13 protein-coding genes and 1 pseudogene are annotated in these 17,459 nt (G+C 23.6%); 11 read left to right on the forward strand and 3 right to left on the reverse strand.

What is annotated here, in order from left to right; all coding sequences use genetic code 11:
• The first annotated feature begins 2 nt into the window (after positions 1-2).
• From H0H57_RS00075 to H0H57_RS00100, 7 genes are read left to right on the forward strand one after another with little or no spacing between them, the layout of a single operon-like run.
• Positions 3-2,222 (forward strand): putative LPS assembly protein LptD, encoded by a 2,220-nt coding sequence (locus H0H57_RS00075; protein WP_238784321.1) that lies wholly within the window; start codon positions 3-5, stop codon positions 2,220-2,222.
• 6 nt (positions 2,223-2,228) lie between these two features.
• On the forward strand, positions 2,229-2,366 hold the full coding sequence (locus H0H57_RS03075) for a hypothetical protein (protein ID WP_238784322.1): 138 nt from the start codon (positions 2,229-2,231) through the stop codon (positions 2,364-2,366).
• A gap of 7 nt (positions 2,367-2,373) precedes the next feature.
• Complete coding sequence (locus H0H57_RS03080) at positions 2,374-2,517, forward strand: hypothetical protein (RefSeq protein WP_238784323.1); 144 nt, start codon at positions 2,374-2,376, stop codon at positions 2,515-2,517.
• A gap of 23 nt (positions 2,518-2,540) precedes the next feature.
• Complete coding sequence (locus H0H57_RS00085; protein WP_238784324.1) at positions 2,541-4,223, forward strand: OstA-like protein; 1,683 nt, start codon at positions 2,541-2,543, stop codon at positions 4,221-4,223.
• A 17-nt stretch (positions 4,224-4,240) separates the two neighbouring features.
• The gene (locus H0H57_RS00090) at positions 4,241-5,434 is read left to right on the forward strand and encodes an aspartate aminotransferase family protein (RefSeq protein ID WP_185863820.1); all 1,194 of its coding nucleotides are present in this window, start codon (positions 4,241-4,243) and stop codon (positions 5,432-5,434) included.
• A gap of 13 nt (positions 5,435-5,447) precedes the next feature.
• Positions 5,448-6,197 carry a tRNA pseudouridine(38-40) synthase TruA gene (gene truA, locus H0H57_RS00095; RefSeq protein ID WP_185863821.1) on the forward strand — a complete coding sequence of 250 codons (750 nt, stop codon included), beginning with the start codon at positions 5,448-5,450 and terminating at the stop codon, positions 6,195-6,197.
• Positions 6,194-7,948 carry an ABC transporter ATP-binding protein gene (locus tag H0H57_RS00100; RefSeq protein WP_185863822.1) on the forward strand — a complete coding sequence of 585 codons (1,755 nt, stop codon included), beginning with the start codon at positions 6,194-6,196 and terminating at the stop codon, positions 7,946-7,948. The genes truA and H0H57_RS00100 overlap by 4 nt, the downstream gene beginning before the upstream one ends.
• Before the next feature lie 13 nt (positions 7,949-7,961).
• On the opposite strand, the gene H0H57_RS00105 is transcribed toward H0H57_RS00100, so the two are convergent.
• Complete coding sequence (locus H0H57_RS00105) at positions 7,962-9,230, reverse strand: peptidylprolyl isomerase (RefSeq protein ID WP_185863823.1); 1,269 nt, start codon at positions 9,228-9,230, stop codon at positions 7,962-7,964.
• An 82-nt stretch (positions 9,231-9,312) separates the two neighbouring features.
• Here H0H57_RS00105 and lptB point away from each other — a divergent pair, with 82 nt between their 5' ends.
• Both lptB and H0H57_RS00115 read left to right on the forward strand, forming a co-directional pair.
• On the forward strand, positions 9,313-10,050 hold the full coding sequence (gene lptB, locus H0H57_RS00110; RefSeq protein ID WP_185863824.1) for an LPS export ABC transporter ATP-binding protein: 738 nt from the start codon (positions 9,313-9,315) through the stop codon (positions 10,048-10,050).
• Positions 10,040-10,672, forward strand: a complete 633-nt coding sequence (locus tag H0H57_RS00115) for a thiamine diphosphokinase (protein ID WP_185863825.1) — start codon at positions 10,040-10,042, stop codon at positions 10,670-10,672. Before lptB ends, H0H57_RS00115 begins: the two co-directional genes overlap by 11 nt.
• A 4-nt stretch (positions 10,673-10,676) precedes the next feature.
• Here the strand turns inward: H0H57_RS00115 and mdh are convergent, their stop codons facing one another.
• Complete coding sequence (gene mdh, locus H0H57_RS00120; RefSeq protein ID WP_185863826.1) at positions 10,677-11,615, reverse strand: malate dehydrogenase; 939 nt, start codon at positions 11,613-11,615, stop codon at positions 10,677-10,679.
• Between the two features lie 119 nt (positions 11,616-11,734).
• Here mdh and gcvP point away from each other — a divergent pair, with 119 nt between their 5' ends.
• A complete protein-coding gene (gene gcvP, locus H0H57_RS00125) occupies positions 11,735-14,626 on the forward strand; it encodes an aminomethyl-transferring glycine dehydrogenase (RefSeq protein WP_185863827.1) in 2,892 nt (963 codons plus the stop codon).
• Positions 14,627-14,637: 11 nt separating this feature from the next.
• Here the strand turns inward: gcvP and tsaD are convergent, their stop codons facing one another.
• On the reverse strand, positions 14,638-15,672 hold the full coding sequence (gene tsaD, locus H0H57_RS00130) for a tRNA (adenosine(37)-N6)-threonylcarbamoyltransferase complex transferase subunit TsaD (protein ID WP_185863828.1): 1,035 nt from the start codon (positions 15,670-15,672) through the stop codon (positions 14,638-14,640).
• 24 nt (positions 15,673-15,696) lie between these two features.
• Here tsaD and H0H57_RS03085 point away from each other — a divergent pair.
• A pseudogene (locus tag H0H57_RS03085) lies at positions 15,697-17,459 on the forward strand (translocation/assembly module TamB domain-containing protein); the annotation flags it as partial.

Genomic DNA, 17,459 nt, shown 5'->3' on the forward strand with positions numbered 1-17,459 from the left:
ATTTGCATCAAATTCGATTTTCAATTTATATCATAATATTATTCATTTCTTCCGTTTCTATTTTTTACGGAAATGAAAAAAAAGAAAATGATGATGAAAAATCTAATCATCATGATATGAAAAATGAATTCTTTTTTTTGAAAGATGTTTTCAAATATCAATCAGATATACAAGAACATGACATAAAAGAAGGAAAATCATATTTAAAAGGAAACGCCACTATAGAATATCATAATACAAAAGTTGAAGCAGATTATATAGAATTTAATTGGAAAAATGGAGATTTATATGCAAAATCAAAAGAAAAATCGGTTCTTTTTCAAAAGGAAAATCAACAATATTTATTTAAAACAATTCAATGGAATTTAAACAAACAAATAGGAGAAGCAAAAAATTTTTCTTTAAAAGAAAAAAATCATATTGTGATAGCTAATGATATTGTAAAAAAAAAAGAGGACATTTTAATGAAAAAAGTAATATATACATCAGATCCTTTTTTTTTAGAAAAAAAAGATAATTTTCCTGATTTTTACTTAAAAACAGATAAATTAAAATATGTTTATTCAAAACAATATATTTTTTCTGGTCCAATTTTTTTTTATTTGTATAGAGTTCCAATGCCTATTTTTTTTCCGTTTTTATATATGCCTATAACAAAATTGAAACAACCATCTTATAGTGGAATTGTGTATCCAAAATTCGGAATACAAAACAAAAAAATATACATAAAAGATATAGGATTATTTTTTCCCATTTCTAATTTCTTAAATGTTAAAATGAATGCCTCCATATATAATCCTGAAAAATGGAAAATTAAAACAAAAATAGAATATCAATTGAACAAATATAATGATCATGGATTGATCAATTTTGATTATCAAAATATGTCAAAAAAACAAAAAAACTATCTATTTCAATGGGAACATAATTCAGATTTCAAATCAAATTCTGAAATAAATTTCAATGCCAATATTAATTATGATAATATTTTTCTATACAATAAAAATGAAAATTTCTCTTATATAAACATAAGAAAAAAGTTTTCTAATTATTTATGGTTTATAGATATTTATATGATTCAAAATCAAAAAGAAATTAAATTTCTAATTCCAGAACTAATTTTACACACAAAAAATGTGCTATTTAATGATAAAAAAAATTTTTTTTTAAATCAGGTTAATATTGAAAATAAATTTCATTTTAATCATTCTATAGATTTTCAAAAAGTAAAATATTTCCATTCTGTATTATTAAATCACAATATGAACATGACGGCTTATTTTCCTTTTTTTTATCCTTATTTAAAAATTTCATCTAAAATTTTGTATCAGGATTTGTATGCATGGAATTCTCCTGATTTTCAAGTTTCAAGTTTTCAAAAAGTGGATTTTTCAACAAATATAGTCTCTATCCCATTTTATAAAATTTGGAAATTTAAAAACACTGTCCTACTGAAACATCAAATTCAACCTATTTTATCTTTTCATATGATGTATTTTCCTCCCGTTTTTTATAACGTAAAAAATCATTTTGAAAAAAGAATAAATTTGATTTTCAATAATAATTGGATCATAAAAAATCCATGGAATTGTGTTGTTGATTCTTGTAAAAGAATAAAAATTATAAAAGAAATAAACTCCTCATTCATTGTTGATCATAATTTTATAAAATGGGAAAAATTTCAAATTATGGGTGATACTGATTTGACAAAAAATTTGAAAACAAAATATAAAGCAGGAATAAATTTTGTTAAAAAAGAACAAAAAAATAAAATGATATATTTTGATTTTTCTTTTTCTTCTCATTATAACATCAATTTTTTTCCTATAAAAAATGAATTTCAAAAAAAAGGAAAAAATCGTTATGATTATTTTTTTTTCGATCAAAACAATTATGCAAAATATTCAATTCCGTTGAATTTAAAGATTGATTTTCATTCCAATTACGAAAATGAGTTGAATGGGGAAAAATTGTTCCAAACTTTGTTAAGTTTAAATGGATCTATAAATATCACAAAATATTGGAAAATCAGTTTTCATACAGATTATGATTTTTTGAAAAAAAAAATCATATTTTCTAATATAATTTTTGATAGAGATTTAAGAAGTTTTGAATTGAGTTTCAATTGGATTAAAAATTCTTCCTGGTCTTTTTTTATAGGATTAAAAGATCCTAATTTCAGGAATATTATACAGTATAATGAAAAAAACTTACATTATTAATTAATCATGATACCCAAAAAATTTTCAATAAATAAAATTCCATCTTATGGTCCATATAATACATGTGTTTTTATAGAAGAGTTTTTATTCGTTTCCGTACAAATAGCGATAGATCAAAATATCGGAAAAATTAGTTTCAAATAATATAGAAATGGAAACAAAAAAAGTTATGGAGAATATAGAAATTTTTTTTTCAGAAAAAGGAAGTTATCATCCAGCCATAGAAACTATACCAGTTTCTGGTCTTCCTAAGAATGCCAATATTGAAATATCTTTAATTGCATACAAGAATTAATTCTTTTATTTTTAGAACTAATTGTGAAATATGGATTTTCAATTTTTATTATTTTTTTATTATTGTCATTAAACAGAACATTTTCTATTTCTAATGAAGAAAAAAAAACTATACAAATCATTCATGCAGATCTGATTCAAAATAATGAAAATCAAGATTTTGTTTTGACAGGAAATATTCATTTAAAATATGATAAGTATCATCTTTTTTGTAAAAAGGTTATATATGATAAAACAAATCATAAATTTCATGGATCTGGAAATGTAAGATTAACATCAGGAAAAAATAAAATAATATCTCAGAATATAGTAGGAAATTTTTTTGATTTTCAATTATCAGGTAAAGTAGTTTTATTTTATGGAAAAACAAAGTTAACAGCGGATACTATTAATTTTAATTTAAAAAAAAAACTACTTCGAGCTATCAACAATGTTGTTTTATTTTTTGATAAAATCAAATTAACAACTAATATGTTGGAATATAATTTGATATCAAATCAAATTTTTTATAAAAAAAATAGCATTATCCATTATGGAGATTATACCATATGTAGTAAAGAAGGTTTTTTTTACATCAATAAAAGAAAAATAGAGTTAAAACATGAAATAAAATTGATTGGAAAAAATTATACTGTATATGCCAATACGTTAGTATATCTATTTAAACAAGATCAAATCTATTTTCATGATCCCGCTATTATAGTACAAAATACAAATTTTGATAATTTTATTTATACTAAAAAAGCAGTGTTTTCATTTCGAAAAAAAATATTCTTATTTGAGAATTATGTAAGCATTCATTATAATGGTAAAATTATAAGAGGAGAATATTTATTTTTTGATCAAAATAAAAAATGTGGGTTTATGAGAAATATTTTTTTAGAAAATACAAAAAAAAAATATTTTTTGATAAGTAGTGGATATGGAAAGTTTGATCTTCATTCTGGTTCTTTAATCTTAAAACAAAATCCAAAAATTATAAACACATCAAAAAATAATTTGGTTTTTATTTATTCAAATATTTTGAAAATAAATCTAAAAAAAAATGACACATATTCAATTCAAGCTTTTTCTATTAAAAGCTTTTTTCTGAATGAAACTGAAAACATTCAAGGAACATGTAATTTTTTTCATTATGAATCTTCAAATGGTGATATGAAATTTTATGGAAATCCAATATTATGGTTTCATAATCAAAAAATCACTGGAAAAACAATATATATTCAAAATGATGAAACAAATGATTCTATAATCAAGAACATAAAAATTATAAAGAATGCTTCTTACATAGAAAAAATCAATTCCGAAGAATTTAATCAGATAGAAGGAGATATCATCACTGGATTTTTTAATAAAAAAAATTCTTTAGAAAAAATGATAATTCAAGGAAATATTAATAGCATTTTTTTTCTTTATTCTAATAAAGAAAAAAAAATAATTAATAAATCATCTTGTGAATTTTTATCAATTTACTTGGATAAATCACAAAAAATTAGAAAAATTTTTTGTGAAAAAAAAGCACGTTCAGAGTTGATTCCAATCGATCAAAAAACACCTAAAAAATTTCTTTATCTATCTAAATTTGATTGGAAAGAAAAAGATAAACCAAAAAACAATCAAAAACTTCTTATCCATAAAGAAATAGAAAAGTATAAAAAAGAAAGTTTGTTAGAAAAAGAAACAATCAAAAGTATGGTAAAGAAATAATTAGAAAAAGATTTTTTATGAAAAAAAAAAAATTAGAAAAAGATTTTTTTCAATATCAAACTCAAATCAATCCGGATCCTATGAATATTATGGTGAATCATGCTGAAGGAAGTTATATTTATGGAACAGATGGAAAAAAATATTTAGATTTTGTAGCAGGTATTTCCGTAAATGTATTAGGACATGGAAATCCAAAAATTAAAGAAGCTATAAAAAAACAAGTAGATCAATACTTGCACACTATGGTATATGGAGAATTTATACAAAATCCTTGTGTAAGTTTATGTAAAAAAATATCAGAAAATATTCCATATCCACTTACTACTACTTATTTGGTAAATTCCGGAACAGAAGCAGTAGAAGGCGCTTTAAAATTAGCTAAGTGTTATACGGGAAGGAAAGAAATTATTTCTTGTAAGTATTCTTATCATGGAAGTACACATGGCTCTATGAGTGTTATGGGATATGAAGATTATAAAAAATCTTTTATACCTCTGTTACCTTTAATAAAGTTTATTACATTTAATCATATAGAAGAATTAATGGATTCTATTACAGAAAAAACTGCTTGTGTAATTTTAGAAACTATTCAATGTTCTTCTGGAATTATATTACCTAACAATTCTTTTTTAAAAGAAGTAAGAAAACAATGCCATAAAAAAAAAGCATTGATGATACTTGACGAAATCCAAACCGGATTTGGAAGAACAGGAAAACTTTTTGCATTTGAACATTATGAAATTGTTCCTGACATTTTAATAATAGGAAAAGGAATGGGAGGTGGAATGCCTATCAGTGGTTTTGTATCATCCAAAAAAATTATGAAAACTTTTAGGAATATTGTTCCTTTAGGACATTTAACTACTTTTGGAGGAAATCCCGTTTCTGCTTCTGCTTCTTTAGCTACTTTGAATCAAATTATCAATTCAGATATCATAGAACAAGTGCCAGTAAAAGAAAAATGGATTCGGGAATATTTGGTTCATAATGAAATCAAAAACATTCATGGAAAAGGTCTTTTTCTTTCTTTAGAATTAAAAAATAAAGATAAAGTGGAAAAAGTTTTAAAAACTTGTATCAAAAAAGGATTAATATTATTTCGTTTTTTATTTCATAACAATTACATACGTATATCTCCTCCATTAACTATCACAAAACAAGAAATCCAAAAAGGATGTTCTATTATTATTGAAAGTTTAAATAAACTTTAAAAAAATAATCAAATTGAGATTTTTTATTGAATTAGCTTATAATGGAAAACATTTTTTTGGATGGCAAACTCAAAAAAAAGTAAGTACAGTGGAAGAAAAATTAGAATATTGTTTATCAAAACTATTGAAAACATCTATAAATGTTGTGGGTGCTAGTAGAACGGATAAAGGAGTACATGCTAAACAAATGTTTGCTCATTTTGATTTCGAAAAAAAAATTAAAAATAATATCGTAGATAGATTAAATGTTTTTTTACCTGAATCTATTAAAGTTTTCAATATTTTTCCAGTAAAAAAAAATATTCATGCCAGATTTAATGCTATAAAACGAACATATAAATATTATTTAACACAAGAAAAAAATCCATTTAATCAAGATTTCTCTTGGTACTGTTTTTATCATCCATTAAATATTCAAAAAATGAATATAGCCTCAAAAAGACTTATGAAATATAAAGATTTTAGTTCCTTTTGCAAAAAAAAAACTAATAACAATGAAAATAATGTATGTAAAATTTATCACGCTGATTGGTCTTCTGAAAAGAAAAATGTTTTATGTTTTACTATTGAAGCTAATCGATTTTTAAGATCGATGGTTAGGGCTATTATAGGGACACTTATTGATGTGGGAAGAAATAAAATTAGTATCAATGAATTTATAAAAATTATAGAATTGAAAAATTCTAATTTTTGCAAAATTATAGTTCCTGCATGTGGTTTATTTCTGACTCGGATTCTCTATCCAAAAGATATTTTTTTATGAACAAAAATTTGAATCAAAAAAAATCTTCCTTAAAACAGTTGATTATAATTGCTTTAAATTACAGACTTACATTAATATCAACAATTCTTATTTCTATATTAATTTCCTTTATTTCTGCTTATCGTCCTAAATTAATACAAAAAGCTATAGATATTCATATTCTTTATAAAGATTTTTCAGGACTGAAAAATGTACTGATGTTAATAATTATGCTTCTTTTTTTAGAAAGTATATTTCATTTTATTTTATTGTATCTATCTAATGTGTTAGCTCAAAATGTAATTAAAAAAATTAGAATTCTTTTATTTGAAAAATTATTACACTTTAAAAATTCTTTTTTTAACAGAACTCCAATAGGAAAATTGGTATCTTATTCTGTATCAGATATAGAAACCATAGCCGTAATATTTAATGATGGAATTTTACTTGTTGCTGGAGATGTTTTAAGAATTATAATGATTATTATTATGATGTATACAGTTCATCAAAAATTATCTTTTATAGTTTCTTTAACTATTCCTTTTATGTATGTCATTACTCGTTTTTTCCAAAAAACGTTAAAAAAAACGTTTCAAAAAGAACGCATTCAAACTTCACGTTTGAATAGTTTTTTACAAGAAAAAATTATAGGGATGTCTATTATTCAACTTTTTCATAAAGAAAAAGAGGAATACTTGAAATTCAAGTCTATTAATCGTAAATTAATGAATGCTCATTTGAAAACCATTTTTTATTTTTCTATTTTTTTTCCTATAGTAGAAATAATTTCTGCAATTACAATAAGTATTATCATATTTTATGGAGGATTTCATGCTATTGAAGAAATAGGAAATGTAAAACCAGGACAAATTATTGCGTTTATTTTTTTTATTTATCTTCTTTTCCGTCCTATGCGACAAATAGCTGATAGATTCAATATCATCCAAAGAGGAATAGCTGGAATAGAACGTATATTTTCTATATTAAATTCTAAAGAATTTATTTCTCCTAATAGAGGAAAATTACGTTTTAAAAAATTAAAGGGACATATTGTATTTAAGAATGTTCATTTTTCTTATATAGATAATGAAATGGTATTAAATGGAATTTCTTTTGAAATTCAACCAGGGGAAAAAGTTGCTATAGTAGGAGCTACCGGTTCTGGAAAATCTACGATTACTTATTTAATTTCTAGATTATATGATATAAAAAAAGGTAATATTTGGATCGATGGATCTTTTATTCAAGATATAGAGTTAAAAAATTTAAGATCCCATATTAGAGTAGTGACACAAGATACTTTTTTGTTTAATGATTCAATTATTAATAATATCACTTTAGGAGATCCGTCTATTAGCATTGGTAAAATAGAAGACATGGCAAAAAAAATAGGAATCCATAATTTTATTACATCTTTGCCTGATGGATATAAATCCATAGTAAAAGAAAGAGGAAATTCACTCTCTATTGGGGAAAAACAATTGATTTCTTTTTTAAGAGTTCAAATGCATCCTTATTCCGTACTAATATTAGATGAAGCGACTGCATCATTAAATAAAGAATTAGAAAAAATGATTTATCAAGCTACAGATCTTTTAACAAAACATAAAACTTCTATTATCATTACTCACCGTATTTCTACATTAGAAAATTCTAATAAAATATTTGTTTTAGATAAAGGATCTCTTGTAGAAGAAGGAAGTCATCAAAGATTAATTCGATTGAATGGATATTATGCTGGATTATATTCTAATAAAGAATCTTTTAAATAACTAACAAAACAATTTAACAATTAATTTTTACGTAAAAAGTATTTTTTAAAATTTTATTAGCCCAATTTTTTATTTTTTCTTTGTTTTTGATGTTTCTTACAAAATTTTTTAAAAAATTGTAATTTTCTTCAAAAGAAAGGGGTTTAGATGGTATCTCATCCAATAATTTTACGATAACAAAGGCTTCTTTTCCATTTATGATTTCCTTATGAGGATTAGTGATTTCTCCTTTTTTAAAAATAAGAAATGCTTTTTTCGTATTTTTAGAAAGTTGGTTTTCCTCCATCCAAATTGAATCCTGTATTATTACATCAACAATTTTATTTTGATTCAGTAATTTTGGAATTTTATCTAAATTCATTTTTTGATGAATCATGCGTTTTCTAAAGGATTCTGAAAATAGTTTTGTTTTGTATAATTCGTTTTTTGAATATTTAGGTTTGATTAAAATATGTCTAAAATCAATATCATTTTTTCTTTTTTGTTCCAATTTTATAATATGAAAACCTAAATCTGTTTCAAACGGTTTAGATATTTCTCCTTCTTTTAAAGAAAGAACTAAATGTACAAATTCTGGTGAAAGATTATTTATTTTCACATCCTGAATAAGCCCCCCTTTCAATGCTGAAGAATTATCTTCAGAAAATAAAATAGCTTTAGTGGAAAAATCAATATCAGAATGGATTTCTTTTTTGATTTGATTTAAAAAATCAATTATTTTTTTTTTGTTAATATTGCTTAATTTAGGATAAAATATAATATAAGAAACACATATCTTTTTGGGAAAAAAAGGGATTTGATTCTGTTTTTGATTCAAAAAATGCTTGACTTCTTTTGGAGTAACTTCCACATCATCCGTTATTTGATCGTAAAATTTTTCTATATATTTTTGGTTTTTAATTTTTTCCGTCAATTCTTTCAAGAATTCTTTATTTTGAAGTTGCATTAAAAATTCTTCCTGGTTTTTATTTTTTTTTTTCATTTCTGATAAAAATTCTTGAATTCTTAATTCTAATTCTTGATCACTGATTTTTATATTTTTATCTTTTTTTGCATAATACAGCATTAATTTTTGAGTGAGAATATTATTGATAACATCCGTGTTACAAAATGATTTGTTTTCATTACGATTTTTAATCTCAGAATCTAAAATGATATCATTTCCTACCACTACAGAAATTCCACTTAGTTTTTCTAAACCGGAAGAATATGAAAAACAGTTATGGAAAACACAGAATAAAAAAAGTACAATGAAAAAAAATTTTCTATTTAAATTCTTCATATTATATAGAAATTAATAATATTATAAATATATAATATATTCATATTTTATTTAATAAAAAAAATTTTTTTAAAATTTATTTATGACTTTAGAAGCTAATAATATATATAAAAAATATAAAAATAAATATGTTGTGAACAATGTTTCAATTCAATTGAATAAAGGAGAAATAGTTGGATTGATAGGGCCTAATGGTGCAGGAAAAACAACTTCCTTTTATATGATTGTAGGATTAATTAAACCTGATAAAGGAAAAATAATCCTTCTTAATCAAGACATTACATTATATCCAATGTATCAGCGTACAAAAATAGGAATGGGATATCTAGCTCAAGAATCATCTATATTTAGAAAATTATCTGTAGAAGATAACATTTTGTGCATATTAGAAATGCAAAAAATATCCAATCAAGAAAAAAAAAGAAGAACAGAAAGACTGATTGAAGAATTAGGATTGCAAAAAATACGGAATCATCGGGGAGATCTGATTTCTGGAGGAGAACGAAAAAGAACAGAAATCGCTAGGTGTTTAGCTATAAATCCTAAATTTATTCTTTTAGATGAACCGTTTTCTGGAATTGATCCAATTACTATAGAAGAATTACAAAAAATAATTTTTTTTCTAAAAAAAAAAAATATAGGTATATTAATTACAGATCATAATATACAAGAAATTGTTACAATAGCAGATCGTATTTATTTAATGTTTAATGGAAAAATCATAAGATGTGGATCTACCGTAGAAATTATACGAGATCCTTTAATAAGGAAAATTTATTTAGGAAGTAAAATCATAAATTTAAAAAAAAATGAATCATAAATTTAATGGTCCAGAAATAGGATTATTTTTGAATGGAGAAAAACCTCCTTTTTTAGAAAAAAAATTCTCTTTTTATGAAAAAATATTTGCCGTAGATGGAGCATTTTATTATTTAAATGAATTTGGAATTTCAGTTGATTATATTATTGGTGATATTGATTCTATTTTAAAAAAGGATATTCCTTTAACAACTCATTTATTAAAAATTGATGATCAAAGGTATACTGATTTTGATAAAGCTTTAAATATTATTTATAATTTAGGATTTATAAACATAAATGTTTGGGGCGCAAGTGGAATGGAACAAGACCACTTTTTAGGAAATTTATCTACAGCTCTAAAATATAAAAATAAAAAAAAATTATCTATTTTATTTCATGATCAATATCATTTTTATTTTTTTTCTGATAAAAGAATTTCTTTTCATCAGAAAAAAAATAAAAAAGTGTCTTTATTTCCATTTCCTATAGTAAAAGGATTATCTACTAATGGACTCAAATATTCCATAAAAAAAGGTTTATTAAAAATAGGAGACACGATAGGAATCAGAAACGAAAATTATCAACAAAAAATAGAAATAAATTACAAAAAAGGAGAATTATTAATATTTATAGAAAAATAAAATTTTAATATGATATATCCAATTTTTTAAGTCTATTGATCATACTTTTTACATGATTGGCAGATTTATTCAAAAGATTTATTTCTTTTTTATTTAATTTCAGTTCTACGATTTTTTCCACTCCATATTTTCCTAAAACAACTGGAACGCCTAAATATATATCTTTCAAACCATATTCTCCTTTTAAAAAAACAGAACATGAAAAAATACGCTTAGAATCTTTTAAAATTGCTTCCACTATTTTTACAACAGATGCACTAGGAGCCATCCAAGCAGATGTTCCTAACAAATTTACAATTTGTTCTCCTCCTTTTTTAGTTTTTTCAATAATTTCGTCATTTTCTTCTTCTGATAAAAATTCTTTGATAGGAATTCCTGATATAGATGTATATCTATATAAAGGAACCATCGTATCCCCATGTCCTCCTAATAATAAAGATTGTATATCAATAGGGGATATGTTTAGTTTTTTAGATAAAAAAAAACGATATCTAGCAGAATCTAATATGCCAGCCATACCAATTATACGAGAAGAATCTACCTTTGCTGTCATATAACTTACATATGACATCACATCCAATGGATTAGATACAATAATAAATTTAGATTTTGGAGAAAAAAGAATAGATTTTTTAGTTACAGTACGAATGATTTCTGAATTAGTCTTAATAAGATCATCTCTACTCATTCCAGGTTTTCTAGGTTTTCCACAAGTAATAATGATGATTTCAGAATTTTTTGATTGAGAATAGTCTTTAGTTATTCCAATCACTTCAGTATTTGATTCTATCATAGAGAGCATTTGAGATATGTCCAAACTCTTTCCTTCTGAAAATTTTTCTCTAATATCTAACAAAACAATTTTTTGGACAAAATTCCTTTGAGCTAATAAACTAGCACAAGTAGCTCCCACATTTCCTGCTCCAATAATAGTTATTTTCATTTTTATTTTATTATGATGTATGGTGTAATATAATTGTTTTGTTAATGACTATCTAACTATCTATTTTATTTATTTAACTAAATTTGCAATATATAAAGATAAATACAATTTCTATTTTTATGAAAGAGGATGACGTTAGAAAAAAAAATTTTTATCATAGACATATAGGTCCGTCTTGTAATGAAATTAATAATATGTTAAAAGAATTACAATATTCTTCTATTAATAATTTTGTAAATCAAACTGTTCCCAAACAAATCCGTTTTAAAAAAAAATTAAATCTTCCTAATTCTATTTCTGAATATCAATATTTAAATCACATTTATAGAATAAGTAAAAAAAATAAAACATATCGTTCTTATATAGGATTAGGGTATAAAAATACTATAACTCCAAGTGTTATTCAAAGAAATATTTTAGAAAATCCGAGTTGGTATACTCCATATACTCCTTATCAATCAGAAATATCTCAAGGACGTTTAGAAGCCTTAATCAATTTTCAAACCATGATTTCAGATTTAACCGGAATGAAAATCAGTAATGCTTCTATGTTAGATGAATCTACAGCTGCAGCTGATGCTATGTTTATGATTTATAAAGAAAAAATAAAAAAAAGAAAAATAGATAATAATTATCATTTTTTTATTTCGGATGAAATCCTTCCACAAACTTTTGCTGTTTTAAAAACCAGATGTTTTGGATTAGGGATCCATATTATAAAGGATTCTCATAAACATTTAAAAAAAAAATATAATAATAAAAAAATATTCGGATTAATAATCTCTTATCCATCTAGTTTAGGAGAAATATATGACTATACTGAAACAATTCAATATGCAAAATGTCATAATATATCAGTAATAGTTGCTACAGATCTTTTGTCTTTATCTTTGTTAAAACCTCCTGGAGAATGGGGTGCGGATGTAGTTATAGGATCCAGTCAGTCTTTTGGAATTCCTATGGGATATGGAGGGCCTCATGCTGCTTTTTTTTCTACTCATGAACAATATAAACGTTTTCTTCCAGGAAGAATTATAGGAATATCTGTAGATCGAAAAAATAAAAAAGCTTTTCGTATGGCTTTACAAACAAGAGAACAACATATTAAAAGAGAAAAAGCTACTTCTAACATTTGTACAGCACAAGTGCTTCCTGCTGTAATGGCTTCTATGTATGCTTTATATCACGGAAAAAAAGGTTTAATAGAAATAGCAAAATGTATTCATGAATATGCTAAAAAATTAGAATTTTTATTGATTAATAATATCAATAATCATCTTTTTCAAGTAAATACTTTTTACTTTGATACTCTTAGAATTAAAACAGATTTTATAAGTAAAATAAAAAAAGTGTCAGAACGTAAAAAAACTAATTTTAGATATGTTAATAAAAATCATTTAACTATTACTTTAGATGAAACTACTTGTCAAGAAGATATAAATCATATTCTATCAATTTTTTACGAAGCATATGATCAAAATAAAAAAACATATAAAAAAATAAAATATCATACAAATATTCGTGATAAATATAGATTTCCTAGTTTTTTAGAAAGAACTTCTAATTTTTTAGAACATAAAGTATTTCATAAATATCATTCAGAAAACGAGCTCATACGTTATATAAAAAGATTAGAAAAAAAAGATATCTCCTTAATTCATTCTATGATTCCACTTGGATCATGTACTATGAAATTAAATGCTTCTTCTGAATTGTTTTCTTTAAGTCAACATGAATGGAAAAATGTACATCCTTTTGTTCCTGAAAAACAAGCAATGGGGTATCATTTTGTTATTCGAAAATTAAAAAAATATTTAAAAGAAATTACTGGATTTTCTGGAGTTTCTTTACAACCCAATTCAGGGGCTCAAGGAGAATACGCTGGACTCATGGTTATAAAACATTATCATCATTCATTACAAGAACATAAAAGAAATATAGCTTTAATTCCTTCTTCTTCTCATGGAACGAATCCTGCATCAGCAAATATGGCAGGAATGAAAGTTATATTAATAGATACAACCAGTAATGGTTCTATAAACCAAAATGATTTATTAAAGAAAGTCAAAGAAAATAAAGATTTATTATCTGTATTAATGATCACTTATCCTTCCACTTATGGTATATATGAAAAAAATATTCAGGAAATTATAAATATAATTCATGAAAATGGAGGACAAGTTTATATGGATGGGGCCAATATGAATGCTCAAGTAGGATTAATTAAACCCGCATATTTAGGTGTAGATGTTTGTCATCTTAATCTTCATAAAACTTTTGCAATTCCTCATGGAGGAGGAGGTCCTGGAATGGGGCCTATTTGTGTTGCTTCACATTTAAAACCTTTTTTACCCAATCATCCTTTTCAAAAGGAAAATAAAAAAGACGAAAAAATATTAACTATTTCCTCTTCTCCATATGGTTCTTCTTTAATTTTAACAATTTCTTATGCTTATATTCGTTTATTGGGACCATATGGGCTTAGAAAATGTACAGAAATATCTGTGTTAAATGCAAATTACATCAAAAAAAAGTTGATGAAATTTTATAACATATTATATGTGGGAGAAAATAATACTGTGGCACATGAGTTAATTATAGATTGTCGAATTTTTAAATCTACGAATATAGGAGTTATAGATATAGCTAAAAGAATGATGGATTATGGATATCATGCTCCCACTATATCCTTTCCTGTAGAAGGATGTATGATGATAGAACCTACAGAAAGTGAATCTAAAGAAGAATTAGATCGTTTTATTGAAACTCTTATCAGTATAAGACAAGAAATTAAGGAAATTGAGGATGAAAAATTTTCAAAAGAAAATAATGTATTAAAAAATGCTCCACATAGTATAGATATTTTGACTCAAAATGAATGGAAATATCCTTATAGTAGAGAAAAAGCCGCTTATCCTTTATATTGGATTAAAGAAAGAAAATTCTGGCCATCAGTCAATCGTGTTGATGATGGATATGGAGATAGAAATTTAATATGTACATGTATATAGTTATTGATTTATTATGAAAATGTTTTAAACTTTGAATATGGAGTAATGTGAATAGAATCAAATAGTTTTCTTTCATATTTTAATAATCCTGTTATCGCTATCATGGCTCCATTATCTGTAGTGTATTCTTTTTTTGGTATAAAAATTTCTAATTTTTTGTCTTTTTTTGAAAAAGACAGAAATAATCTTCTGATTTCATGATTCGAAGATACTCCTCCTGATAAAACTATTCTGAAAATACCAGTTTGTGAAATAGCTTTTTCTACTTTTTCTAAAAGTATTTCTGCTATACTATTTTGTATGGAAGCACAAATATCAGATAAATTTTGTTTTACAAATAATGTATTTTTATTTAATTCTTTTTTTATAAATTGTGATACATCACTTTTGAATCCACTAAAACTGAAGTCTAGTCCACTTACTATAGGTTTTGAAAAAAGAAATTTTTTTTTATTTCCATTTTTAGAAAAACATTCTATCATAGGTCCACCAGGATAATAGAAACCCAACATTCTAGCTATTTTATCTAAAGATTCTCCTACAGAATCATCTAAAGTAGATCCTAATATTTCCATTTTAAAAAAATCATTTACTTTTATAATTTGAGTATGTCCTCCACTCATTACCAAACCTAAAAATGGAAATCTTGGATAAGAATTGTTAATATTCGCATTTTGTATAAAATGAGATAGAATATGAGCTTGTACATGATTTACAGTTAATAATGGTATTTCTAAACCCATGGAAAATGATTTTGCAAAAGAAGCTCCTACTAATAAAGGACCAATTAATCCGGGACCTAAAGTAAAAGATACAGCATCAATTTCATCTCTATGAATTTTTGCTGAAAAAATAGCTTTTTGAACTGCTTTTGTGATATTTTTATCATGTAATCTTGAAGCTAATTCAGGAACTACTCCTCCATATTTACTATGAATTTTTTGATGAATTATAATATTAGACAATACTTTTCGATTTTGAATGATCGAAACACCTGTATCATCACAAGATGATTCTATCCCAATAATTATTGTTTTTTTTTTCATAAAAAAATAACGATATCTTTGAAAATGAATAATATTTTTTTTTATCAATTTCAAAAAAAAAGAATCCTTATTTTACTTTTTTTATTAGGATTCTTTTTTTTTTCTATTTATCATAAACAGAAAATAAAAGAAAAAGTTTCTACATTTTTTTTGAAAATTTTTTTGAAAAAAGTAAGAAATCATTGGAATGAAAATATTACTATCAAACATGTATCTATTAATTTGTTAGAAAAAGAACTTATTTTGAAAGATCTAAAAATTTCAGATCATCATCGTTTTTCTTTTATTCATCTATCTAAATGTAAAATATCCATTGATAATTTATTTTATTTTATTTTTGTAAATTCAGAACATTTAAAAATAAGAAATATTTTCATTGAAAATTCTTCTTTTTTTATCAAAAAATATTTTAAAGAAAAAGAAAACAATATTCTTTTTTTTATAAAATATTTTTTGATTCATAAAAGATTAAAGAATTTTCATATTAATTTTATTACCTGTTCTAAATTAATCATCAATAAATCTTATTTAGAATATCAGAATACAAGTTTGAATAAAAAAAAATTTCAACATTTTTTTTCAAGTTATATAACTAATATTCGAATTGATAATAAAAAAATAAAAGCTTCTATTTTTTCTTTTCAATCTAAAAAAGGATTCATCAAAAAAAATAAATTTCCTTTTATAAAACATTTATCTTGTGATTTAATATATGATTATTCATCTTCAAAACTGAAAGGAAAAAATGTGTTTTTAAAAACACCTAGTAGTTCTTTAAAAGGTCATTTTATTTTTTTTCAAGATAAAAAAAGTAAAAATGTTTTTCCAAAAAAAAACATACAATGCAAAATTTTAGAAGGATCAGAATTAGGTTCAGATCTCGGAGTTTTGTTTTATAACAAATGGAACTCTTGTTCGAAAATATTTATTCGAGGTTCTATTCATGGAAAATTTAATCATGAAAAAAAAATATTCGTTCTTTACAACATTTCTATAACAGATTCAAAAAAAAACAAATTATTCGCAAATCAAATTCATATTTTTTATGATGTAAAAAAGAAATGGAAAGAAATAAAGTTTTTTAAAACTTTGTTTTTTTTTCATCCTTATGATATGAAAAAAACAATTCTATATAATTTGGGTTCCAAATTCCAATTTCCTAGACTGTTCTTTAATTTTAAACAACCTATTATTTATAAAGGAGATTTCCTATTATCCTCATTCAAAAATAAAAAAAGTTTCAAAATAAAAGGAATTGTTCAAAATCGTTTTTTCGTAGTTAAAATATCTACTAACATTTATTTGTTGAATCAACAATATACAGGTAAAATTTTTATAGAAAAAAAATATCTTTTTTTAAAGACAAAGAATCATATCTATTTTTTACTAGAAAAAAAAATACCAATGATCAATACATTATCAAACTTATGTATTCTGAATTTTAAAAAAAATTTTTATAATGTTTTTATAACTCTACTGTTTTCTTATTCAGAATATAAAATACATTTTACAGGAAAAAATTTTGAACATCTTCAAAGAATATATGTTAATATATATAATAAAAACAAAATTAATAGAAAGATTAAAATAAAATTTATCAATAATAATAAAAATCAGTCTTTTCAAAAAATCAGGATAAACATGCATGATATGATTATAGGTCATATTTATGGATGTATAAAATGGAAAAATTTATTCAAAATTTCTTGTTTAAAAAATCCATATAATAAAAAAGAAACCCAATATGTGAAATTTCATTTTTTGATTAAAAAATCTTTTTTTGATTT

It is taken from the genome of Blattabacterium cuenoti (assembly GCF_014251755.1).
Classification (GTDB): domain Bacteria; phylum Bacteroidota; class Bacteroidia; order Flavobacteriales; family Blattabacteriaceae; genus Blattabacterium; species Blattabacterium cuenoti_AN.

Bases quoted from the DNA above. Each gene is read 5' to 3' on its own strand.
- H0H57_RS03075 (WP_238784322.1), top strand. From the start codon at position 2,229: ATGATACCCAAAAAATTTTCAATAAATAAAATTCCATCTTATGGTCCA.
- H0H57_RS03080 (WP_238784323.1), top strand. From the start codon at position 2,374: ATGGAAACAAAAAAAGTTATGGAGAATATAGAAATTTTTTTTTCAGAA.
- H0H57_RS00090 (WP_185863820.1), top strand. From the start codon at position 4,241: ATGAAAAAAAAAAAATTAGAAAAAGATTTTTTTCAATATCAAACTCAA.
- H0H57_RS00100 (WP_185863822.1), top strand. From the start codon at position 6,194: ATGAACAAAAATTTGAATCAAAAAAAATCTTCCTTAAAACAGTTGATT.
- H0H57_RS00105 (WP_185863823.1), bottom strand. From the start codon at position 9,230: ATGAAGAATTTAAATAGAAAATTTTTTTTCATTGTACTTTTTTTATTC.
- lptB (WP_185863824.1), top strand. From the start codon at position 9,313: ATGACTTTAGAAGCTAATAATATATATAAAAAATATAAAAATAAATAT.
- H0H57_RS00115 (WP_185863825.1), top strand. From the start codon at position 10,040: ATGAATCATAAATTTAATGGTCCAGAAATAGGATTATTTTTGAATGGA.
- mdh (WP_185863826.1), bottom strand. From the start codon at position 11,615: ATGAAAATAACTATTATTGGAGCAGGAAATGTGGGAGCTACTTGTGCT.
- gcvP (WP_185863827.1), top strand. From the start codon at position 11,735: ATGAAAGAGGATGACGTTAGAAAAAAAAATTTTTATCATAGACATATA.
- tsaD (WP_185863828.1), bottom strand. From the start codon at position 15,672: ATGAAAAAAAAAACAATAATTATTGGGATAGAATCATCTTGTGATGAT.